The organism is Fictibacillus sp. B-59209, from assembly GCF_036216745.1.
Lineage (GTDB): Bacteria > Bacillota > Bacilli > Bacillales > Fictibacillaceae > Fictibacillus_C > Fictibacillus_C marinisediminis.
In genome coordinates this window covers 1-21643 of record NZ_JARMMC010000001.1, presented here as the reverse complement: position 1 = coordinate 21643, position 21643 = coordinate 1, and the positions used below count along the sequence as shown (strand labels likewise).

General features: G+C 47.7%; 20 protein-coding genes. 4 read left to right on the top strand and 16 right to left on the bottom strand.

All coding sequences use genetic code 11. The annotated features are described in order from the left end of the window. Positions 1-146: 146 nt before the first annotated feature. The gene (locus P4361_RS00100; protein WP_328087663.1) at positions 147-1253 is read left to right on the top strand and encodes a tetratricopeptide repeat protein; all 1107 of its coding nucleotides are present in this window, start codon (positions 147-149) and stop codon (positions 1251-1253) included. A gap of 29 nt (positions 1254-1282) precedes the next feature. On the opposite strand, the gene P4361_RS00095 is transcribed toward P4361_RS00100, so the two are convergent. Further along, complete coding sequence (locus tag P4361_RS00095) at positions 1283-1597, bottom strand: hypothetical protein (RefSeq protein ID WP_265409366.1); 315 nt, start codon at positions 1595-1597, stop codon at positions 1283-1285. A 142-nt stretch (positions 1598-1739) separates the two neighbouring features. On the opposite strand from P4361_RS00095, the gene P4361_RS00090 reads away from it, so the two are divergent. Continuing rightward, positions 1740-1922: a hypothetical protein gene (locus tag P4361_RS00090; protein ID WP_328087658.1), complete on the top strand. Its 183-nt coding sequence runs from the start codon at positions 1740-1742 to the stop codon at positions 1920-1922. Between the two features lie 47 nt (positions 1923-1969). On the opposite strand, the gene P4361_RS00085 is transcribed toward P4361_RS00090, so the two are convergent. The 13 genes from P4361_RS00085 to P4361_RS00025 all read right to left on the bottom strand — a co-directional run bounded on the left by P4361_RS00085 (position 1970) and on the right by P4361_RS00025 (position 15204). Beyond that, on the bottom strand, positions 1970-3322 hold the full coding sequence (locus tag P4361_RS00085; protein ID WP_328087656.1) for an amino acid permease: 1353 nt from the start codon (positions 3320-3322) through the stop codon (positions 1970-1972). A 123-nt stretch (positions 3323-3445) separates the two neighbouring features. Then, entirely contained in the window at positions 3446-5035 is a 1590-nt protein-coding gene (locus P4361_RS00080) for a long-chain-fatty-acid--CoA ligase (RefSeq protein ID WP_328087654.1), read from the bottom strand. 367 nt (positions 5036-5402) lie between these two features. Then, positions 5403-5582, bottom strand: a complete 180-nt coding sequence (locus P4361_RS00075) for a 2-hydroxymuconate tautomerase family protein (RefSeq protein WP_062237443.1) — start codon at positions 5580-5582, stop codon at positions 5403-5405. Positions 5583-5584: 2 nt separating this feature from the next. Continuing rightward, positions 5585-6343 (bottom strand): 2-keto-4-pentenoate hydratase, encoded by a 759-nt coding sequence (locus P4361_RS00070; RefSeq protein WP_328087750.1) that lies wholly within the window; start codon positions 6341-6343, stop codon positions 5585-5587. Positions 6344-6376: 33 nt separating this feature from the next. Next, a complete protein-coding gene (dmpG, locus tag P4361_RS00065) occupies positions 6377-7402 on the bottom strand; it encodes a 4-hydroxy-2-oxovalerate aldolase (protein ID WP_328087652.1) in 1026 nt (341 codons plus the stop codon). After that, a complete protein-coding gene (locus P4361_RS00060) occupies positions 7389-8297 on the bottom strand; it encodes an acetaldehyde dehydrogenase (acetylating) (RefSeq protein ID WP_328087650.1) in 909 nt (302 codons plus the stop codon). The genes dmpG and P4361_RS00060 overlap by 14 nt, the downstream gene beginning before the upstream one ends. A 15-nt stretch (positions 8298-8312) precedes the next feature. Then, complete coding sequence (locus P4361_RS00055; protein ID WP_328087648.1) at positions 8313-9092, bottom strand: 2-keto-4-pentenoate hydratase; 780 nt, start codon at positions 9090-9092, stop codon at positions 8313-8315. A 259-nt stretch (positions 9093-9351) separates the two neighbouring features. Next, on the bottom strand, positions 9352-10821 hold the full coding sequence (locus tag P4361_RS00050) for an aldehyde dehydrogenase (RefSeq protein WP_328087646.1): 1470 nt from the start codon (positions 10819-10821) through the stop codon (positions 9352-9354). A 12-nt stretch (positions 10822-10833) separates the two neighbouring features. Beyond that, entirely contained in the window at positions 10834-11292 is a 459-nt protein-coding gene (locus P4361_RS00045; RefSeq protein WP_328087644.1) for a RidA family protein, read from the bottom strand. Then, a complete protein-coding gene (locus tag P4361_RS00040; protein ID WP_328087643.1) occupies positions 11264-12307 on the bottom strand; it encodes an amidohydrolase family protein in 1044 nt (347 codons plus the stop codon). The genes P4361_RS00045 and P4361_RS00040 overlap by 29 nt, the downstream gene beginning before the upstream one ends. After that, the gene (nbaC, locus tag P4361_RS00035; protein WP_053356784.1) at positions 12292-12840 is read right to left on the bottom strand and encodes a 3-hydroxyanthranilate 3,4-dioxygenase; all 549 of its coding nucleotides are present in this window, start codon (positions 12838-12840) and stop codon (positions 12292-12294) included. Before nbaC ends, P4361_RS00040 begins: the two co-directional genes overlap by 16 nt. A 32-nt stretch (positions 12841-12872) precedes the next feature. Next, positions 12873-13619, bottom strand: coding sequence for an IclR family transcriptional regulator (locus P4361_RS00030; protein WP_053356783.1), 747 nt, complete (start codon positions 13617-13619; stop codon positions 12873-12875). A gap of 55 nt (positions 13620-13674) precedes the next feature. Then, the gene (locus tag P4361_RS00025) at positions 13675-15204 is read right to left on the bottom strand and encodes a 4-hydroxyphenylacetate 3-hydroxylase family protein (RefSeq protein ID WP_328087639.1); all 1530 of its coding nucleotides are present in this window, start codon (positions 15202-15204) and stop codon (positions 13675-13677) included. Positions 15205-15874: 670 nt separating this feature from the next. On the opposite strand from P4361_RS00025, the gene P4361_RS00020 reads away from it, so the two are divergent. Then, positions 15875-16603: a Bax inhibitor-1/YccA family protein gene (locus tag P4361_RS00020; RefSeq protein ID WP_328087638.1), complete on the top strand. Its 729-nt coding sequence runs from the start codon at positions 15875-15877 to the stop codon at positions 16601-16603. 105 nt (positions 16604-16708) lie between these two features. Beyond that, positions 16709-16963 (top strand): hypothetical protein, encoded by a 255-nt coding sequence (locus tag P4361_RS00015; RefSeq protein ID WP_328087636.1) that lies wholly within the window; start codon positions 16709-16711, stop codon positions 16961-16963. Here the strand turns inward: P4361_RS00015 and P4361_RS00010 are convergent. Together P4361_RS00010 and P4361_RS00005 are read right to left on the bottom strand one after the other, a co-directional pair. Beyond that, positions 16901-19951 (bottom strand): efflux RND transporter permease subunit, encoded by a 3051-nt coding sequence (locus P4361_RS00010; protein ID WP_328087634.1) that lies wholly within the window; start codon positions 19949-19951, stop codon positions 16901-16903. The two genes, P4361_RS00015 and P4361_RS00010, sit on opposite strands and share 63 nt — an antisense overlap. 705 nt (positions 19952-20656) lie before the next feature. Then, on the bottom strand, positions 20657-21358 hold the full coding sequence (locus P4361_RS00005) for a Cof-type HAD-IIB family hydrolase (RefSeq protein WP_425590210.1): 702 nt from the start codon (positions 21356-21358) through the stop codon (positions 20657-20659). Between the last annotated feature and the right edge of the window lie 285 nt (positions 21359-21643).

Genomic DNA, 21643 nt, shown 5'->3' with positions numbered 1-21643 from the left:
TATTCTCTCTTGTATAGTAAAAAATTAGTAGAAAAGTTACCCTTAAGTTTTCAGGTAATTACGACAATTTACTCAATCGTTAGGTAGACCGGATATGCTAATATTGTGTTAAATTGTAAATTTATGCTAAAAGGTGGGCGTACGTTATGGAAGTAGAGCTGACGAGCACGGAACAGATGATTCAACTATTAAACGGCTGGTATCGTGAAATTCTCTCCCAAAACCTCGTAGAATCCCGCAGATTAAAGCTGGAAATCGATGAAAAGATTGAAACCATGGAAATGGACCCTACACAGACTCTCTTTATCTACTACTCTTTGTTAAGCTTCAGGTACCAGCTCCTTGTCAATGACCTTTGGGAAGCGCGGTACACCCTGAACAAACTGGATGTGGGGAAAAAAAGAGAAACAGACGATTTCTTATCCTATTACTTTCACTTCTTCAAAGCCATCTATGCTACCGATACTGGAAACTATCTCGAAGCCAAGCTGCACTATCAGCTGGCCGAAAAGATGTTAAACCAGTTTCCTGATGATATCGAAAAAGCAGAATTCAACTACAAAGTCGCTACCTTTTATTATCACACCCGTCAGCCTCTGCTTGCCGTCCGCCACGCCATAAAGGCAAAAGAATACTTTGAAGACAAATCCGGCTATGAAGTGAAACTTGCCGGCTGCGAAAATATCATCGGCCTTGCCTCAACATCATTAAAACAGTTCCGGGAAGCCGAGCATCATTTTCTAACCGCCCTGGACATTCTTCGTGTATACAATTTGAAAAAAGAACCGTTCGAACTTAAGATCCGCTACAATCTGGGCCTTTTATATGCCGAACAAAACCTCTCGGAAAAAGCAATTGCCCAGCTCACCGAGGTGTTTGAAGACAAAGCAACCGACTACAAAACGACCTTCCTGATTGCCCGGGAACACGTCAAGCTCAGGAATCATGACATTGCCGACGACTGGATTATTCAGGGACTGAAAATAGCAAGAGATGCACAAAACGAGGAATACATTCACCATTTCTCCATCCTGAGCGAGTACAACCAGTCCTCCTCAGCTGAACAATTGGAACAAACAGCAGCCGCTGCCATTCCATACTTTCAATCCGTCCAGCTCTGGGGATTTGTCCAGGACTACGCGGAAAAGCTCGCCTCCGAGTTCTACAACACCGAGAACGACCAAAAAGCGAGCAAATACTTCCACATGGCGTATACAGCCAAGCAAAAGTTAATGTATGAGACAAGCAGCTGACGAGTGTCAGCTGCTTTTTTGTGGTTAGATCAAGGGCCCGTTCCGGCAGAGTCCACATAATATCCCTTATCATTTTTCTTCACATAGAAAATGATTGGGGTCATTCCGGTCTCACTGTTGAAATCGTTCCAGGCAACCTCATATCTTTCCCCGTATTTTTTATCCTGTCCATTGCTTGTAATACGGGCGAGGAAGCTTTGATAGGGATGGCCCTCATTGACCAAGTATTCTCGTATCGCCGATTTTTGAGAAGAACCATCATGGATGGAAGGAGCCAGAATCGGTGGAAGAACAAATAAAAGAACGGCAATCATCAATCCCCATAAGTAATGCTTTCTTTTCATGGGATAACCCCCTTACCCTTCTCATTATAAACAAATATTGGAAAAATATCGTGGTAAATAAATCTCTTCGTATCTACATTCGCTGACAATCCGCTGCTGCAAAGATATAACGGAAGGAAAAGCTGGTGGTGGTGAGTTTTTCATGGGATTCGCATTATTTGCGATCGTTTTAGGAGCGGGCATCTTATTTTCCAATGCCGGCGGCGACATTAAAACATTGGCGATTATTGTTCTTTTCACAGGGAATGTTTTACTTTTTGAGCCAAAAAGAAGCAGACTAAACGAAAAAGCAGCTAGCAAAAAGGCCAGCTGCTTCTTTTTTTAATTCTTTTCTACATGGGAAATCAACCACTTCCAAAGCTTACTAAAACGCTATTCCATCGAATCTCTTTTTGGCACTTTACTCAAGTAAGCCAGCAAAGTGATCACGGCCACGATCACGAGACAGACCGTTGTGCCGATAATGTTATCTTTATTGAAGATGAAGAAAATAAAAATGACGGATAATAGCACCGCACCGAGAATCGTCGTAAAAGGAAAACCCCTCACTTGGAAGAATGGCTTTTCCTCATAATGGCGGCGCAGCTTTAACTGGGCCAGACAAATGGCGATCCAGATGAGAAGGATCGTGAATCCAGGAATCGACATCATATACCCAATAATCTTTTCCGGTGTCCTATATGCAAGATATACACCGAATAAAATACAGATGGACGTAATGATGATACCGTTGATCGGAATACCGTTTTTGGACACTTTAAGAAATTTTTTAGGCGCTTCTCCGCTTTGTGCCATTGAGAACAGGGTCCTTGACGTCGCATAGATCCCTGAGTTTGCCGCTGATAGCACAGCTGTTAAAAGAACAAAGTTCATGATGTGCCCGGCTCCAGGGATTCCTGTAATATCGAAAACCTGGACGAAAGGACTTTCAACCAGAGATACTTTATTCCAAGGCATCAGACCACAGATGATCAAAATCGGAAGAATATAAAAAATAACAACTCTCCCTACAGTGCCTTTGATCACTTTCGGCAGTACCTTTTGTGCATCCTTCGTTTCGGTTACCGCAACTCCGATCAGCTCGGCTCCGCCATAGGAGAACATAACGATTAAGAACGCGCTGAGCATACCGCCGATCCCGTTAGGAAAGAAACCGCCATGAGCAGTGTAATTATTTAATGGCTGATCAATCGAGCTCGGAATCACACCGAACAAAATACAGGCTCCTAAAATGATAAAGGCCGTCAGCGCAACGATTTTAATTCCCGCAAACCAAAACTCGATCTCACCATAGTACTTTACTTGAAACAGATTGATTCCAATAATGAAGATGGCACAGAAAAGAGCTAGCAGCCATAGCGGCGTGGAGGAAAACCAGTATTTCAAAAAGCTTCCCGCAGCCAATATTTCAACAATCGTGACGATCCCCCACTGCACCCAATAAAGCCAGCCAACGATAAATGAAATCCGATGTCCAAATGCTTTGTGAACGAGATTCTGAACATTTAAATTTGGATAGACAATGGCCATCTCCGCCAATGCCGTCATAACAATGAATAATAATGCCCCGCCTAATAAATAAGCCAATGCGACACTTGGCCCTGCTAAACTGAGCGTGTCTGAGCTTCCTTTAAAAATCCCCGTTCCAATCATCCCTGCCAAGGCGATGAATTGAACATGACGAGGCAATAACCCCTTTTTCAAATCCTGATGATCTTTTTCCATGCTGCCCCTGCCTTCCATCTAGCATTGTTTACCATGAAACGCTTTAAACGCTTAAAGTGCCATTATACATATTTTCAGAGAAATACACCATTTGTATTTATAACCAGCCACGGTCAGAGCCCGCTAGTTAACAAGCCGCCCTTGGTTCTTCCAGTAGGCTTTCCTCAAATGCACCTTTTGGATCTTTCCGGAGCCGGTCTTCGGCAATTCTTCCACGAAAACGATAATGGTCGGCGCCTTAAAGTGTGCAAGCCGGCTGCGGGCAAACGTGATCAGCTCGTCCTCACTAGCCTCGTGACCTTCCCGGAGCACGACGATGGCTTGCGGTGTTTCTCCCCATTTATCATGAGGGACTGCGATAACGGCTGCTTCCAGAACAGCGGGGTGATCATACAGCACACCCTCGACTTCGATGGAGGAGATGTTTTCCCCGCCAGAAATGATGATGTCTTTTTTCCGGTCGGCAATCTCAATATTGCCTTCCTCATCGACCACCGCCATATCTCCCGTATGGTACCAGCCGTTTTGGAGGACATGGTTCGTTTCCTCCGGGTTGTTCCAGTACCCTTCCATAACAGTGTTGCTGCGCACAACAATCTCGCCGATTTCATGGCTGTCATGGGCTACTTCGTCTCCGTCCTCATTGACGACCTTCACTTCACTACCAATAAATTCGTATCCCGCTTTCGATTTCAATCGGTATTTCTCATCATTCGTCAAATGATCCTGTGTGTCCCGGATGATGGACGTCGTAATGAGCGGCGAGGCTTCCGTCATGCCGTACACCTGGATAAACTCCCACTGCAGTTCTTCCTCAACCCGCTTCACGAAGGCTGGCGGGGGTGCCGAACCGGCAATGACAATACGGAGGTTGCTAACCTCTTTAACGGTCTCTTTCTTGTCCGCATACTGCAGAAGTCCATTAAGGACGGTCGGAGCCATATGCATGACCGAAACTCCATGATCGTTCACTTTTCTAAAAATCTCTTCAGGTACTACCTTTTTGAGGAAGACCTGTGTCGCTCCGTTCGCCGTAAAGTAAAAAGGCGAGCCCCAGCCATTCACATGGAACATCGGAAGCACATGAAGCAGGACATCACGATCGGAAACCCGCAGATGATGCATAGATGTAAGCGCATGCAAAAAATTGCTCCGATGTGACAGCATAACCCCTTTCGGCTTGCCGGTCGTCCCGCTCGTATACAAAAGCGTCGCCAAGTCATTCTCATCCATCTCCGGACGTTCAACAGGTGCTGTGTCGAACTGATCCAGCCAGTTTTCATAGGGAATTAAACCGTTCCCTGCCCGTTCAAGACCATGCACTATAATGGCTTCAACCGTCGTTAACTGTTCTCGAATTGGCTCGATTTGGTTCACCAGTTCATGGTCAACAAAGAGTACTTTTGATCCGCTGTGATTCAGTATGTATAAATAATCTTCCGGCTTTAGCCTTGTGTTGAGCGGTACCATAACAGCCCCAAGCTGCAGCACGCCGTAAAATCCTTCATACATCTCGGACGTGTTTGGAGCTAGATAAGCGACACGATCTCCTTTTCCAACTCCAGTTTCAATTAGCCCACGTGAAAGCTGGTTGACCCGGTTATTCACTTCACTGTATGTATAGGTTTGCTTTTCACCGATTATCGCAGCTTTCTTTCCATACAACTTTACCGCACGATCAAGAAATTGAGGCAACAGCATTGGCACATTCAACGATTGATCCCCTCCACAGCTTAAATAATTAGAAAGTTTAGTCTATTATATCATAGTCTGTTATATAACAAGTAGGGTTAAGATATCTCTTAAAATACGATATTCCTTTTTCTTTTCATAAAATATTAAGTAATACTAGACATTACTTAATAGACCTCTTGTCGTTCTACAGCTCTCCCCTGCAAGCGGTACTTATGCGGACCGTTACTTGCGGTTCGACACTTTTTACTTGCGGAAACGAGGCTGTTACTTGCGGTTCGACAAGGTTTACTTGCAAAACACATCATTTTCATAAATGCGCCCTTCTGATCCAACCCACCACATAAAAAAACCACCCAGCACCGCTGAATGGCTCCCTGCTAATCTATTACTCTTTCGCTTTTCCCCCAACTGCCCAGTGCTTCCCTTCAACCTCAGTAACAAGCACTCTGACCTGCTCCGGCTTCACGTTCAGCGTGCTTGCTGCCGATTCGGTCACACTCGCAATCATGTTCTGAATCTGCTCGTCGGACCGGCCTTTAATAATCTGCACCTGAATGATCGGCATCTCTATTTACAGGAGAACGATACGCTGCCGAGCTCGTCGAACGTGGCGATGATCGTATCACCCGGCTCGAAGGCAATGGCTTCTGATAGAGCACCGCTCAGGACGATGTCGCCTTTTTTAAGGCCTTCATTTCTTTCTCCCATCTTATTCACACACCAGGCAACAGCTGCTGCCGGATGCCCGAGTACGGCTGCTCCGGCTCCTGTTGTAGCTACTTCACCGTTTTTGGACATGACCATCCCGATATGGGCAAGGTTCAGTTTTTTCGGGGAGATCCACTTGCTGCCGGCAATAAATTTCGCGGATGAACAGTTATCCGCTACCACATCCACGAGAGTGAATTTAAAATCCTTATAACGGCTGTCGATGATTTCAATGGCAGGTGCGATATACTTGGTAGCCTTCAGTACATCCTCAGCCGTAACGTTCGTTCCCTGCAGATCCTCACCCATTAAAAAGGCGATTTCAGGCTCGGCCTTTGGATGAATAAGCTGGTTGAACCGAACAGGCTCCCATTCGTACGCGAGCATATCCGTGAGCAGATAACCATAGATTGCCTCGTGAACACCCATCATCTCCTGCTTCGCTTTGCTCGTTAAGCCAAGCTTGATCCCCGCTCTTCGTGCTCCCTGTTCCATCTTTTTTTCAATTAGACGCTGCTGGATATCATATGCTTCATCTATGGCAAGGTCCGGATTCTGGTCCGTCAGCTTGATGACTTCACGGATATCGCGTTCTGCGCCCAAAAGATAGTCTACCATTTCATCCTGTCCTCTTTTTGTTACCGTCACGAATCACACCTCCTGTTTGGTCTTGGCCAGCTCGGCCGCTACATCAAGTATCATATCTTCCTGTCCCCCGACTGCCTTTCGATTGCCAAGCTCTACTAAAATATCCCGTGAATCCAGTCCGAAGCGAGCAGCTGCCCGTTCGGCGTGCAGAAGGAAGCTCGAGTAGACACCTGCATGCCCCATCACAAGACTGCCTTTACTGATTTCCTGCGGACGCGGCAGCAATGGTGCTACGATCTCCTCCGCGAGGTCCTGCATTTTATAGAGATCGATCCCCACATCAAGACCGAGGCGGTCAAGCACAGCCAGCAATACCTCTGTCTGCGTATTCCCCGCTCCTGCCCCCAGACAGCGGACACTGCCATCAATCCGGGTCGCTCCTTCTTCAATAGCCACCAGTGTATTGGCCACGGCGACTGAGAGATTGTTATGGGCATGAAACCCGATCTCGATATCCAGCGACTGGCGAAGAGCGCTGATTCGTTCACGGACTTCGTGAGGCAGCAGGGCACCTGCGGAATCCGTCACATACACGGCCTGCGCGCCATAGCTTTCCATCAGCTTGGCCTGTTCGATCAGCTTTTCGACGGGAGCAGAGTGAGCCATCATCAAAAATCCGAAGGCTTCCATCCTAAGCTCTCGTGCCAGGTGAATATGCTGAGCAGAAACATCAGCCTCTGTAACATGAGTCGCCACACGAACGAGGCCTGCCCCTAGGTCACGAGCCTGTTTCAAGTCATGAACCGTACCGATTCCAGGAATTAAGAGAACCGCTACCGTTGAAGAAGTACATGCTTCTACAGCCGTTTCGATCAGTGTCATCTCATCCACTAGAGAACGTCCGTATTGCAGGGTTGAACCGCCGAGTCCATCCCCATGGCTTACCTCAATGTAATGCATGCCAGCCTCATCCAGCGCTTTTGCTACCTTCCACACCTGTTCTGCCGTGAACTGGTGCTTCATGACATGGCTGCCGTCACGAAGGCAAACTTCGGTCAATTTTATGGGCTTTTCGCTATTTCGTTTCATAGGTACCCATCCTTTCCGGCGACTTTCCTTGTTCCATCCGGTGTTTGGCGTATTGCTCCGCGACCCGGACTGCAGCTGCCGTCATGATATCAAGGTTGCCGGCATACGGAGGGAAATAATCTCCAGATCCTTCCACCTCAAGAAAAACAGTGACCCGGTTGTCTTCAAACAACGGCTCTTGTTTTAAAAGATAGCCAGGCACATACGCTTGAACTTGAGAAACCATGTCATAGATGGACTGCCGGATTGCTTCTTTGTCCATATTTTTAACCTCACAATACACCGTGTCTCTCATCAGAATCGGGGGATCGGCTGGGTTCATGATAATCAAAGCTTTTCCGTGGTCCGCCCCGCCTGCCTCTTCAATCCCTCTGCGGGTCGTAATCGTAAATTCATCAATGTTGGCCCGTGTTCCAGGTCCGGCGCTCTTGCTGGCGATCGTCGCTACGATTTCCCCGTACTCAACATCTGCCACCCGGTTGATCGCGTGAATGATAGGAATCGTCGCCTGTCCCCCGCACGTGATCATATTTACATTTGATTCATCAAGATAACTGCCAAGGTTTACCGCGGGGCATACGAACGGTCCGCGTGCTGCCGGAGTGAGATCGACTGCAAACTTTCCCAGATCCTTCAGCACTTCTGCATGGCGCACATGAGCCTTGGCAGACGTTGCATCAAAAACCATGTCCGCAAGCTCAGGGTTTTCCAACAACCCCTGAATTCCGTTATCAAACGTGGTGTACCCCGCATCTTTAGCCCGCTTCAAACCATCTGATTCCGCATCAATACCAATGACAGCAGTCAGTTCAAGCCATTCACTTCGTGCAAGCTTGTACATGAGGTCCGTTCCGATGTTCCCCGAACCGATGATTGCTGCTTTTACCTTCTCCATAGCCTTTCTCCTTTCTTATGCAAAATGGACGGAAACCCAGCCCAATGGACCGAATTCTGCCGTCACTGTATCTCCTGGCAAAACGTCAATGGCGGCCGATAAAGCACCTGGCAGAATGAGCTCGTTTGCTTTTAACGGAATGCCGAACTCGTAAAGCTTGTTGGCAAGCCAGGCGACCGCGTGGGCCGGGTGTCCAAGTGCTGCCGCTCCGGCCCCGGTTGCAATCAGCTCTTCATTTTTGAATAAAACCATGCTGGCACTTCTAAAATCAACCTCATCAATGGTTTTCTTCTTGTCACTGAGGACGACCTTTGCCGATGATCCGTTGTCTGCAACCGTATCCACGAGCTTGATTTTCCAGTCGGCGATGCGGCTGTCGATGATCTCAAGTGCTGGAACAACATAATCGGTTGCCATAAGTACATCTAAAAACGTCACGTTGGGCTGAAACAGCTCTTCTCGCAGCACAAAGCCGATTTCTGCTTCGACCCTCGGTTTGATCATGGAGTCAATTCTAACGGTTTCTCCATTTTTCACAGCCATATCATCAAACAAGTGGCCATAATCCGGTTCTGTCACACCGAGCATGTTCTGCATTGCTTTGCTCGTCAGGCCGACCTTCTTCCCGATCACTTTTCGGCCTTCTACTGTCTTGCTTTTGGCGATCGCAAGCTGAATCTGATAGGCGTCCTCCACGGTAAGGTTCTCAAAGCGTTCCGTCAGTGGAGCCACCGGCACGGTCGTGCGTTCAGCCTCGAGCAGTTCCCCGGCGAGCTGATCAATTACTTTTTGCATGAATGCTTCATCCCTTCTCTTTAAAATAAGGAACGAAAGGCATTTAGCACCTTTCGTCTCTTAGCTTTTTTCTAAAAAATTATGAAGGCTTTTGTTTAATTAGCTTCATTGCCAAGTTGATTGGAGTGGAAGGTGCGAGACTCCTGCGGGAGTAGCGTGACAGGTGAGACTACAGGCTCACCGCACGCCCCGCGGAAAGCGAGCATCCTGGAACGGAGATCAACCACTTCCAAGAGCAACAGAAGCTGCTGAAACAGCCTTATAATTTCATCGTGATCGTTTTTGCCTCGGTATAAAATTCGAAGCTGTGCCGGCCGCCTTCACGCCCGATCCCGCTTGCTTTCGAGCCGCCAAAAGGCGTTCTTAGGTCACGAATATACCAGCAATTGATCCAGAGCAGTCCTGAATCCACACCTGCTGTCACCCGCTGTGCCCGGCGGATATCGTTCGTCCAGACGACTCCTGCAAGGCCGTACATTGAATCATTGGCGATCCGAATGGCGTCTTCTTCGGTTTTAAATGGAATAACCACAAGAACCGGACCGAAAATCTCTTCCTGGGCGACCCGCATGCTGTTGTCCACATCATAAAGGACGGTCGGCTCGTAAAAGTTACCATGCTCCAGCCCTTTAACCTGCTTGCCGCCGCATGCCAGCTTCGCCCCCTCAGTTAGCCCGATCTCTACATAGTTATGTACCGTTTCGAGATGGCTCTTTGAGACAACTGCGCCCATATCTGTCGTTTCATCGGTCGGATCGCCGACTTTAATTTTCTGAACAGCCGCCGTAAACTTTTCCAAAAACTGATCATAGATGCTTTCCTGCAATAACAGGCGCGACCCCGCTAAGCAGATCTCCCCCTGGTTGCGGTAGATCGCATCAAGTGATCCTTGTACCGCTTCATCCAGGTCGGCATCTTCAAACACGATATTCGCTGATTTTCCGCCAAGCTCCAATGAAACAGGGATCAGGTTTTCCGCCGCATTGCGCATGATCGTTTTGCCTGTATTCGATTCACCCACAAATGAGATCCTGCGGACTGACGGATTGGTTGTCATCGCCGTGCCCATCGTGCTGCCCGGACCGGTAATTATGTTCAATACTCCCGGCGGCAGCCCGGCTTCGTTCGCAATCTCGCCGAGCATGACCGCACTAAGCGGTGTATAGGATGCCGGCTTTACAACGACCGTATTGCCTGCTGCAAGAGCGGCCGACGCTTTCCACGTCATCTGCATGAACGGAAGGTTCCACGGGATGATGAGGCTCGTAACCCCGGCCGGAGCATATTTAGCGTAGGACATGATATTGTGCTTGTCGTAATGCTCGTGAACCATGTATTTGGACATCTCGGCAAAAAAGCGGAAGTTGGAAGCGGCCCGCGGAATATCAAATCCACGGCTTTCTTTGATTGGCTTGCCAACATCAAGCGTTTCGACCATCGCGAGCTCGTCCACGTTCTCCATGATCAGGCCGGACATCCGGCATAGAATATCAGAGCGTTCCTCTACCGGCATCCTGCTCCAAACACCGCTGTCAAAAGCTTTCTTGGCCGATTCGATCGCACGCTCCGCATCTTCCGGACTTCCGTTCGCAACAGCTGCGAGCTTTTCATTGGTCGCCGGATTGATGGAGTCGAACGTGCTGCCGGAACGGGCCTCTACGTACTCGCCGTCAATAAAAAGAAGCGCGTCTTTCAGTGTTTTTTTATCAGCCGTCATTTCTTTTGTCATGTGTGAACCTCCTTACTCTTCGATCTCCAGAATCATCTCGATCTCAATCGCCGTATTGTTCGGAAGCTGTGCCATCCCGACGGCTGAACGCGCGTGTTTTCCTTTTTCGCCAAACACTTGAACGAGCAGATCCGACGCCCCGTTCATCACTTGGGGAGTCGCGGTAAAATCCTCTGTACAGTTCACCATGCCAAGTATCTTCACGACACGCTTCACCCTGCTCAACTCACCAAGCTCCTGCTTCACGACACTGAGAAGATTCAGCATCGACTGCTGGGCGGCCAAATATCCTTCTTCAATCGTTAGTTCCCGGCCCAGTTTGCCATGATATTGATCAACACCCTGACCGGATGTAAAAAGAAGGCTTCCGGTTCTTACACAGCTCACATAGTTTCCGACTGCCATCCGGACAGGAGCGAGGGTTAGCCCGAGCTCCTCCAGCTTACTCTCCGGATTTTGCACTGTTTGCAAGGACTGCACCCCGTTTCCCGAGTTCCAAATTTAAAAACCGTGCTGCATTCTCACCAAGCATGCCGCGTTTCTGCTCAGCCGTTAACTCTAGCGTTTCATTGATCACCTTGCCAGGATTGATTTCACGCAGCAAAAACGGATAATCCGAACCCATGAAAATTTTCTCGAAGCCAAACCGCTCCATCATATATTTGATGTTCAGCGGATCGTAGTTTAACGAATCAAAATAAAACTGTTTGGCATAATGGCTCGGCGGATGAGTCGTCAGCCTGAGATGCGGCCAGACGTTCCAGCCTTGATCCAGTCTTGGAATGAGGTAAGGAAACGAACCGCCTCCATGCGCAAAACAGATCTTCAGACGCGGATGCTTCTCCATAATGCCGCTCCAGATGAGCGAGGCCGCTGCAAGCGCCGTCTCACTCGGCATGCCTACCGTATACATGAAGTTATGGTTCGGCATCCGATCCCGTCCGAGCGTCTCCCACGGGTGGATGAAGATTGGCACTTCCCATTTTTCTGCCATCTCAAAAAATGGCAGGAATGACGGATCATCCAAGTTCTTGCCGTTGACGTTCGTTCCGATCTCAATGCCATGCAGCCCAAGTTCATTGATGCAGCGTTCCATCTCCCGGACGGCAGTTACACTCTCCTGCATCGGAACCGTCCCTAAGCCGACAAAACGGTCCGGATGCTTTGCGACCGTTTCTGCAATAAAATCGTTCTGAATCTTTGCCATCTCGGTTGCGGCTTCCGGATTCGCCCAGTACGAGAACGTGACCGGAATCGGGGACAGCACCTGAATATCAACGCCTTCCCGGTCCATGTCCTGAATTCGTTTTTCCGGCGACCATACCTGGTCCGTCACATCCCGGAAATTTTTGCCACCCACCATGATGGACGCACCACACGCACACGTCCGGTTCAGCACCGGCCAGCGCTCTCCGCCGTATTTTTCCGTAAAATCCGGAAAGCTCTCTGGAATGATATGGGTGTGAAAATCTATTCGCACTTCCATTCCTCCACGTTTTCCGGCATGTGGTGGCCGCAATTCTTGCACAAGCGGACTTCCGCATCTGAATTAAAGCTATGGATTGCTTCTTTCACTTGTTTTTCAATATCGTTCAGCTGTACGGTCACCCGGTGCATCTCATGGTTGCACTCATCACAGAACCAGACGAAATCCTCTAGTTCTCCTTCTGCACGCTTGCGCTCGATGACGAGTCCGTACGTGTCCGCTACACGGTGAGGAGAATGTGGAACCATCGCAGGCAGCATGAACACTTCACCTTCTTTTACTGTAACGACCTTTCTTGCCCCGTCTTCCGTAATGCACTCGACATAACAGTCGCCTTTGATCTGGTAAAAGAACTCGTCTGAAGGGTCGACGTGAAAATCACGCCGGCGGTTCGGTCCGCCGATAATCATGCAGATGAACTCAGAATCCTGCCAGAGCACTTTGTTGTTCACAGGCGGTTTTAACGCATCCTTATTTTCCTCGATCCATTTAAGCAGATTAAATGAAAACAGTCGTTCAGCCGTCTTTGTCATTTGGTATTCCTCCCGAATTTTTAATAGAAATACTAGACTTCGATATATCCAAGCTCTTTTGATAGAGTGTTAGCCGTGAGCAGTAGATGCTCCAGAATCCCTTTGCTGTCGCGGCCCTGCATATAAAATGGCTCCCCTACAATGTTCAGTGACGCAATGGTATGGCCGGAGTAGGAGCGGATGGGGGCAGCCACCCCGTACAAACCAAGTTCATTTTCGTTATCGCTCACGGAATAGCCGCGCTTTTTCACTTCCTGAAGCTCGGTTTGCAGCTGAGCTGCACATGTGATGGTATTCGGAGCCCGCTGCACAAGCCCCTTCTCCACTGTGACCTTCACCATGGGAGGGTTTGAGGATAATAGAATCTTTCCTGAGCTCGTGCAGTAGGCAGGCTTTCTTGAACCGACATACGTCGGAATTTCCTGGCTTTCTTTAGGGCTGGCTTTCAGAACGAACACGACCTCTCCTTGATCAAACATGCCAATATGAACCGCCCCGTTAAAACGGCGGATGAGCCCTTCCACAATTGGGAAAGCTCCGCTCAGCATTTCCTTCTGATACATGACCCGGTTGCCCCATTCGAGCAGCTTCCATCCTAGCCTGTATTTTTTTTGGCTGTCCTTGATGAGCATGCCTTCCTGGCACAGGGTATGCAGCAGATGGTGGACAGAACTCGGGTTTAAATCAAGCTTTGTAGCAATGTCGAGGTTCCCCAGCACCGGTTCTTCATCCGTAAAACAGTTCAAGATTCTAGCAATCTTCTGAACAGATCCAATCACATCTCTTCCCCCTTCGCTTCTTTAAAACGGTAAGCTCTGGGCTGCCGGCCATTTCTTATTGCATTACTGTATCAGCGTCAGCGATCCCCTCCTCTTTTTCAGAATGGATAGCCTTTGCCGCTTCCCTGGCCCGGTCTGCCTCATGTAAAGCCTGGTCCACCAATGGGAATGCGTTCTTGCGTTTATGGTTGTTGTAAAAGATGGCCCGCTTTCGGATCGGGTCTCCCGTGTAATAACGTTCATACTGCAGTGCACGCTGTCCAAACGCTTCTCCTGACAGATCCCATGCGAGTTTAAAGATGCGCACACGGTCAATGGACGAAACGCCTTCACGTCCAACATAGTAACGATCCATATCCTCTCTTAACTCCGGATTTTCAAAATCATAGCCTGACGGTGACATGAGCAATCCCCCGGCACCAATGATCTGGATGACTTCGACGGCACGCGGATAAAAGGTTGGCAGCAAGCCGCGGATGGTCTCCAGCGGAGCGGCCGCCGGCATGTACTCGCCAGAAGGCGTAACCTCACATTCATATTCAGAAACACGCAGCAAGGCACGAATCGTTTCCACGCTTTGAATGAGTTCCCCAAGATCGTTCTGTACGTTCAAATACACATCAACCCCGATGGAATCCGCTAAACGGCAGGCGACATCCACAGCGAACGACAGCTTGGCGAGCCCACGAACGCCTGACTGATGTGCAGGCTGCTGGGCGATCCCTGTTTTCGGATAAAGCAGGTTCGCCGCTTCCACGTTATTGTGGATAAACACACGGTCCCAAGGAACAAGCACATCATTGAACACAAGGAGTGCATCCATTTCCTCAAAACGGGAAGCCAGCGGATGGTCGAACAGTGAACGTTTGCCGTCCTGCATCGGCTCACGGCAGATGATGCGGAGTCCCGGTGTATCAATCGGAAGCGCAAATGCCAGTGCATACCGCTCATCTCCCGGTTTGAAGCCTGGGAACGAATACACGATGACTTCATCTGTAATTGGAGCAAGTGTCGCAAGCATTTTCGCTCCCCGAACAAGCAGGCCGTCCGGCGTCTCCTCCACTGCTCCAAGGTGAGTGAATGTATCTTTTTGTTCATGCGATGTTTTGCTTCGGTCATTTTGCGGGTTGATGATCGCATGCGTAAGGAACAAGTCGTTATCCCGGATGTATCGGTAGTAATTTTGAATGTTAACGGACCATTCCGGATTGTACTTGTCCAGGAACCAGGAGTTGCTCGCCATCCCGGTGACCACGACGTTCAAAAAGTCCGGTGTTCTTCCCATCAGACCGTACGTAGCGTTAGCATATGCTTCAAACAAGCTGCGCCTTGCCATAACGTCCTCAAGCTTGCGCGGCACGAGAAACGCGTTGGATACACGCTCGCCCGTCTCTTCACAAACATGCGTGATCTTTTCCTGCTGATCAGGATCATGCTGCATATCATACAGCTTCGCGATCTCCAGGATTGGCTGGCGCAAAACAGGCTCGTTGACAATATCCGTCACTTTCCTGCCCTCCAGCCAAATCTCAGGCTGACGGGACTTTAACCCGTCGATATACTGAGCTCCCGTTCGGATTCCCATAGCACTTCCTCCTTCATTTTCTATAGCCTGTCCACACTATAGATGAAAGCGCTTTCTAAACTCAATGAGATAATTTCATATTATGAAAGTCTAAGATATTTTTTCGCTAAATTTGAATCGTAGAATGGGTGGAATTGAAGTTTTTTAATGTAGAAAAAAGAGGTGTTGGGTAAATTTTAGCACAGGACGTTGGCGGTTTTGGGCGGAATCGTTCGACAATTTTTAGTCATAAACTAGTATTGTAAATACTCCCCCTCCCCTTAGAACTAAATGCGTCGAATCATGTCGCATATCGTCGCGTATAAACGTTTTGAACAAAAATGAGGGGATTTTGAACGTAAAATCAATTTTTTGAACATAAATCGGCATTTTTGAACAATTAACTTGTAAAATTGAAAATAAAAAATCTGAGTCAACCACTTTGCAGATAAAATGGACAGCTTTAGCACCTTCAATCCACACATAACAGCTTGAAGAAGCTAAAAAACCCCCGATTTTCCGGTTCGGCCTAGCAGAATTTACTCAATATCATTTTTTCAAAAAAATGACCCTTATCGCTGTCTAATTGCATAGTTTTCCTCAAAAAAGCCATAACACAGCCCCCAAACAGCCTTTCTTTTCATAAGAAGGGTTTAACTATAGTATAGTTTAGTAATAAGGAGGTTACGTGATGAGGAGTTCTAATCCTAGTTTAAAAGAATCAACGTTTTCAAAGCTAAAAGGCCAAGGAATCGAGCATCCGATGACACTTCAGGGGACGGTTAATAAAACGTTCATCCTGCTCGTCTTATTATGTGCGACTGCCTTTTACACGTGGAATCAATATTTTGATGGAAAACAGGTGGCTCCGCTTCTGCTCGCAGGAGTCATCGGAGCTTTCATTGTTTCGCTGATCACCATTTTTGTTCCAAAGGCATCACCCTTTTTAGCACCGCTGTATGCGATGCTGGAAGGTCTGGCTCTTGGCGGCATAAGTGCCATGTATGAGGCAAAGTTTTCAGGCATTACCACGCAAGCAGTTTTACTCACATTCAGCGTGCTCTTTGGGCTTTTGATAGTATACAAATTGGGCTTGATCAAAGTCACGAAAAATTTCAGGCTTGGCGTCATGTCAGCCACTCTGGGGATTGCCATCGTTTACCTGATTGATTTTGTTCTTCGCTTTTTCGGGCTTCATGTGCCTTTTATTCATGAAACCGGTGTAGTCGGCATTATCATCAGCCTGGTCATTGTCGGCGTAGCCGCTCTCAATCTTGTGCTTGATTTTGATTTTATTGAAAGAGGCGTTGAACAAAGAGCGCCAAAATATATGGAATGGTACGCGGGATTTGGGTTAATGCTTACACTCGTCTGGCTGTATCTTGAAATGCTCCGCCTGCTGTCCAAACTTAAGAACTAAAAAAACCTGCTGCGGCAGGTTTTTTGGTGTCATTAGCTAAGACATTTAATGGTAGTGTATGCTTATAGGACAACCCCTGCAGAACTGGCGCCTGGGTTGAATAATTTGGCGCCTGAAGTAATTAATCTGGCGCCTGAGCCGATTAATCTGGCGGCTGAAGCCATTAATCTGGCGCCTGAGCCGAATAATTTGGCGGCTGAGCTAAATAATCTGGCGGCATCCATTTTTAGCCTTCCATCCACTCAAAAAAAAGAAAGTGTCCCATATGTAAATGGGACACTCTCTTTTCCTGCTTCATTACGCATCCTGACTCAGTGGGAAGCTATCTTGCTGGGACATCTTCACGCGCTGGCGTTTTGATTTTCTGAAATGAAGAAGCTCGTAGAAGACCGGGACGATGACAAGCGTTAAAATGGTTGCACCTGTCAGTCCACCGATAACAACGACAGCAAGTGATTTTGAAACAAGGCTGCCGTCTTCTGATTGAGAGAACAATAGCGGGAGCATCGCAAAAATGGTAGCGACCGCTGTCATGATGACCGGACGAAGGCGTGTACCGCACGCTTCGATAATTGCATCGCGAATGATCATGGTTTCTTCGTTCTGCTTCACGCGGTCGATAAGTACGATCGCGTTCGTGATGACGATACCGATCAGCATGAGTCCGCCGATTAATGCAGTCGGATCAGCTGGCACGCCTGAAATCAGGAGGCCGAGAACCGCACCGATGGAAGCTAGCGGAAGCGTCATTAAAATAGCGAGCGGCGCACGGAACGTTTTAAACGTAATGACCATAATGAGGTACACGATTAAAATGGAAGCGAGCATCGTCAGACCAAGATCAGCAAAATCGCTGGATTGCTGCTGTGCCGCTCCGCCCTGCTCCAGGCTGACGCCTTTTGGCAAGTCGACTTTTTTCACTTTCTTATCAATTGCTGCAGATACAACTGACAGCTTTTCAGGTTTCACTTCCGCAGAAATGCGGATGAACGGTTTGCCGTCTTTATGAAGCTCGGTGCTTGGTTTATCTTCCTCTGTAATCTGAGCAACTTTGGAAAGAGGCAGAATACCCTGGGCTGTCTGGATGGAAAGATCCTCCAGGTCAGATGCCTGTGAAGGGTTGATTCCTGCGTTCAGCAGCACCGGTGTTGATTTCCCATCCAGTGTAATGGATCCGATCGGCATTGGCTGAATAAGGGAAGCCACCTGTTGTGCAGCCTGCTGGGTGTTCATTTTTTCAGTGTCTACTTTGACGGTATAGACAGGAGCAGTCTTTTCCTGGTTGCTTGAGACCTTCTTCACTCCGTCTACATCTTTTATCACACTCATTAGTTCTTTAGAGGTGCTTAAGAGCTCAACAGGATCATTTCCACTGATATCATACGTGATGGCAGAACCTCCGGAACCGCTGCCGAACATTGATCCGGCAGAAGCGGTAATGGTTACTCCGTTTTCGTCTTTCTTCAGTTCTTTTACCTTTTTGATGTAATCATCGGCGCCGCCCTTTTCTTTCATGATGACGGTAAATTTGACCGTATCCGGGGTGCTGACCTGTCCGTATTTCGCTTCGTCTTCACTGGCTCCATACTGAGTGATCAAATAATCATAGCCCTTGATATCAGCCAGCTTCTCTTCAAAGGCAACCATGCGATCTTTAATGTCGTCCGCCGGCGTGTTGCTCGGGAACTCCATATTGACGGCAACCATGCTGGCATCCTCTGCACTGACAGCTCCCTTCGGCAAGGAAACATACAATCCAAGCGAGCCGACAAGTACAACAATTGCGATAATGATCGGAACATATTTATGGTTAAGCGACCATTTTAATACATTCAAATAACGCTTTGGCTCGGAGTGGGCAGGAAGCTTCATCTTCTTCAGCATGCCCTGGCTCAATAACGGTACGACGGCCAATGCTACTAAAAGAGAAGCAAGCAGCGAATACGTCACCGTAAGACCGAACGGCAATAAAAATTCTTTTAAGGAGCCGTTGACGAGGCCCATTGGCAGGAACACGGCGACTGTAATCAAGGTTGATGAAGTAATGGCCCGTGATACTTCAGCCGTTGCTGCCATGACATTTTCTTTCGTAAATGCTTTGCTTTGGCTTCGTCTGAAAATATTTTCAACGACCACGATGCTGTCATCAACAAGCCGTCCGACAGCCACCGCCACTCCTCCGAGAGTCAGGATGTTCAGTGTAACCCCTGACAGCCAGAGCAGGAGAAGTGTGATCGCCAGCGAAAGCGGGATGGATACGATCGTCACGAGGGTCGGCTTCACTCTTCTCAAGAAAACAAGAATGACTAGAGTCGCAAACAGTGCACCGAGCAGTACTTCCTTCATCATACTGTTTACGGAGTTTTCCACCATGTCGCCGGTCGTAAATACCGTACTGGCTTTTACACCTGGATAGTCTTTATTGATTTTTTTCACGGTTGCCTTTACATCTTTACTGGCTGTCACAGCACTTGCACTGTTGTCTTTGAAAACAGTGATGGCCAGGCTTTCTTTTCCGTTAATGCGCATCACCGTGTTCTCGGTTTTTTTCAGATTAATAGATGCGATATCTTTTAAATGGATGACTGGTGCTTTTGGATTCATCACTTGAACCGGAACAAGCAGTTTTTCCAACGCACTGACGGATGTTAGATTGTCCGTCACATTGATCGTACTTTTCTTGCCGTCAATCGTTGCGCCGCCTGCAGTTACCGAGGCGTTTTGTCCTTGAAGCACACTCATCACGCTATTGACGGGTATGTTTTTCTCTTTCATTTTTTTCGTATCCAGCTTCACTTCTACACGGGAATTGTTTTCCCCGAAAATACTGGCTTGGGAAATGCTTTTCTTATTTTCAAAAAGAGGGAGCAGCGTCTTTTTTGCCTTTTCCATATTTGCCTTGGTCAGTCCGTCAGCAAACGTAAAGGAGATCTGCCCGACCGGTATCATGGAAGTGTTGAGCTGTGATACTAGTGGTTTGCCGACGGTTTCAGGAAACTGCAGTCCGCTGACCGCCTCCTGAACCTCTCTTTTTGCGTCTTTCATATTTGTTTTCGAATCAAAGTTAATCGTAATCTGAGAATAGCCGTCCCCTGTCGTCGAAAGAACTGACGACTTTCCTTTTACCCCTGAAACGGCCTGTTCCACTGGCTCGGTTACTTTGTCTGTCATGGATCCTGCATCATATCCCTGCCCGAGCGTCACGACGCTTACCTGCGGATTATCCGCTTCCGGCAGAAATTCCATCGGCAGACGGAAATAGCTCACCGTCCCGATAATGAGCGCAATAATGACAAGCAATGTCACCGGCGCTTTATTCCGAAAAGCCCATTTTGTTATAAACTGCATACGTTTCCCACCATTCCCCATTTAATTTGTTATAGAGCTGTTCGAACAAACTACCCCTTTGTTTGTTCATCCTCCTCTATGTATGACGGACTGTCTGCCTCATTTGTTCACATTCTTCAAGCAGACTAAATGCCCATATACAGTATACTTACATTTTATGGATATATAAACCAAAAAAGTAAATATACCTTTAAAATTCATAACATTAGTTTACTTGCTGGCCGATTTTTCCATAATGTCCTCCGGCTGTATTTCCACATACGACTTGAGGCGTATTTACAGGTTTTGTGGGACAAATGCGTCGAAAACAGTCGATTAGCATCGGGCATATTCTGTTCGATAATAAAATCAGCTGTTTCGATAATATATTGACTTTTTCGATAATAAAACGAGAATTTCGATAATATATTTGGTGTTTTCGATAATAAAATTTCCGCAACATCAAATCACAGAAGAAAAAAACTAAATTTTCTCTGAAATCAGGTGCTAAATGACCTCGTGAACCCTCCTAAAGCTGCTTAAAACGCGAGTGAAAGCTTCACCAAGAAAAAATCACTTGAAAATCCTCATTTTATCACCAAAAACAGCGCTAAAATCATCCAAATTGCTTTCATTACACGCGTTAAAGGATCGCCTGCTCAGTCCAGTTAAAGTTACCACAAAAAAAGACCATCCAGACATCGTCTGAATGGTCTCTCCACTATTCTAAAGCACCCAATGCCTGATCGCCTGGGCGACACCATCTTCCACGTTGGTGCCTGTCACCCAGTCGGCGGCTTGTTTTACAACGTCCTGAGCATTGCCCATCGCCACGCCAACCCCGGCTTCCGTAATCATTGCGATATCGTTCAGGCTGTCGCCCATCGCGATCACATGATCCATCGTGATGCCAAGCTCCTGGCACACTCGGTTGAGCGCCCGTGCTTTGTTGATTCCAACTGCGTTGACTTCAATGTTCGTGAGACTTGAGTTACTGATCTCGAGCTCCTTGTTCTTCGAGAGTTCCTCGAGCACAAGCTTTCGAACCTCGTCATCAGCAATGTTGAAGCCGAATTTCAGCCACTCCATCTCTGCGCAGTTTTCCGGAAAATTTTCGCGCCATACCTTATCCGTCGACACGGCCCAAAACTGTGCACCATGTTTTTTCGTTAACTCCATCATTGCCTCGATATGATCGTTATGAAGCAGAGTCCGCTCGACAAGGCTGCCTTTGCTGTCCCATACCTCACTGCCGTTTACCGTTACAAGATAAGAATTAAGTTCTAACGATTTGGCATAGTCCCGGCACGTCAAAAGCGAACGGCCTGTGCTGAGGACAACATGCACGCCCTTTGCCTGAGCCTCTCGAATCGCCTGCCGGTTCCCTTCAGAGATCTCCAGCTGTTCATTCAATAATGTTCCGTCCATATCCAGGGCAATAAGCTTAATTTCCTTTTGTTCCACTCCCACTCATAACATCCCTTTCTTCGTTTCGCTACCCACAGATTAGCATAAAATGCACAATATTTCTTACGTTAGGGCTTTTCAGCCAGACCCCTGCTACTTATACCTATGAATGAAAGGGAGGAACCATTCTGGTTAAACACTTGTTTAAACCAGAAATAAAAAAAGTGGCTGTCCAGAAAGTCGAAAATTGACCTTCAGGCAGCCCCTTTTTGGCTTGAAAAATCTTCAATGAAAAGTTAATTGAAG

Excerpts from the sequence above, each read along its gene's own strand:
- P4361_RS00055 (WP_328087648.1), bottom strand. The coding sequence starts at position 9,092 with ATGCAAAAAGTAATTGATCAGCTCGCCGGGGAACTGCTCGAGGCTGAA.
- P4361_RS00040 (WP_328087643.1), bottom strand. The coding sequence starts at position 12,307 with ATGGAAGTGCGAATAGATTTTCACACCCATATCATTCCAGAGAGCTTT.
- P4361_RS00020 (WP_328087638.1), top strand. The coding sequence starts at position 15,875 with ATGAGGAGTTCTAATCCTAGTTTAAAAGAATCAACGTTTTCAAAGCTA.
- P4361_RS00085 (WP_328087656.1), bottom strand. The coding sequence starts at position 3,322 with ATGGAAAAAGATCATCAGGATTTGAAAAAGGGGTTATTGCCTCGTCAT.
- P4361_RS00025 (WP_328087639.1), bottom strand. The coding sequence starts at position 15,204 with ATGGGAATCCGAACGGGAGCTCAGTATATCGACGGGTTAAAGTCCCGT.
- P4361_RS00100 (WP_328087663.1), top strand. The coding sequence starts at position 147 with ATGGAAGTAGAGCTGACGAGCACGGAACAGATGATTCAACTATTAAAC.
- P4361_RS00075 (WP_062237443.1), bottom strand. The coding sequence starts at position 5,582 with ATGCCGATCATTCAGGTGCAGATTATTAAAGGCCGGTCCGACGAGCAG.
- P4361_RS00095 (WP_265409366.1), bottom strand. The coding sequence starts at position 1,597 with ATGAAAAGAAAGCATTACTTATGGGGATTGATGATTGCCGTTCTTTTA.
- P4361_RS00090 (WP_328087658.1), top strand. The coding sequence starts at position 1,740 with ATGGGATTCGCATTATTTGCGATCGTTTTAGGAGCGGGCATCTTATTT.
- P4361_RS00005 (WP_425590210.1), bottom strand. The coding sequence starts at position 21,358 with ATGGACGGAACATTATTGAATGAACAGCTGGAGATCTCTGAAGGGAAC.
- P4361_RS00010 (WP_328087634.1), bottom strand. The coding sequence starts at position 19,951 with ATGCAGTTTATAACAAAATGGGCTTTTCGGAATAAAGCGCCGGTGACA.
- dmpG (WP_328087652.1), bottom strand. The coding sequence starts at position 7,402 with ATGAAACGAAATAGCGAAAAGCCCATAAAATTGACCGAAGTTTGCCTT.
- P4361_RS00060 (WP_328087650.1), bottom strand. The coding sequence starts at position 8,297 with ATGGAGAAGGTAAAAGCAGCAATCATCGGTTCGGGGAACATCGGAACG.
- P4361_RS00050 (WP_328087646.1), bottom strand. The coding sequence starts at position 10,821 with ATGACAAAAGAAATGACGGCTGATAAAAAAACACTGAAAGACGCGCTT.
- P4361_RS00070 (WP_328087750.1), bottom strand. The coding sequence starts at position 6,343 with ATGGTAGACTATCTTTTGGGCGCAGAACGCGATATCCGTGAAGTCATC.
- nbaC (WP_053356784.1), bottom strand. The coding sequence starts at position 12,840 with ATGACAAAGACGGCTGAACGACTGTTTTCATTTAATCTGCTTAAATGG.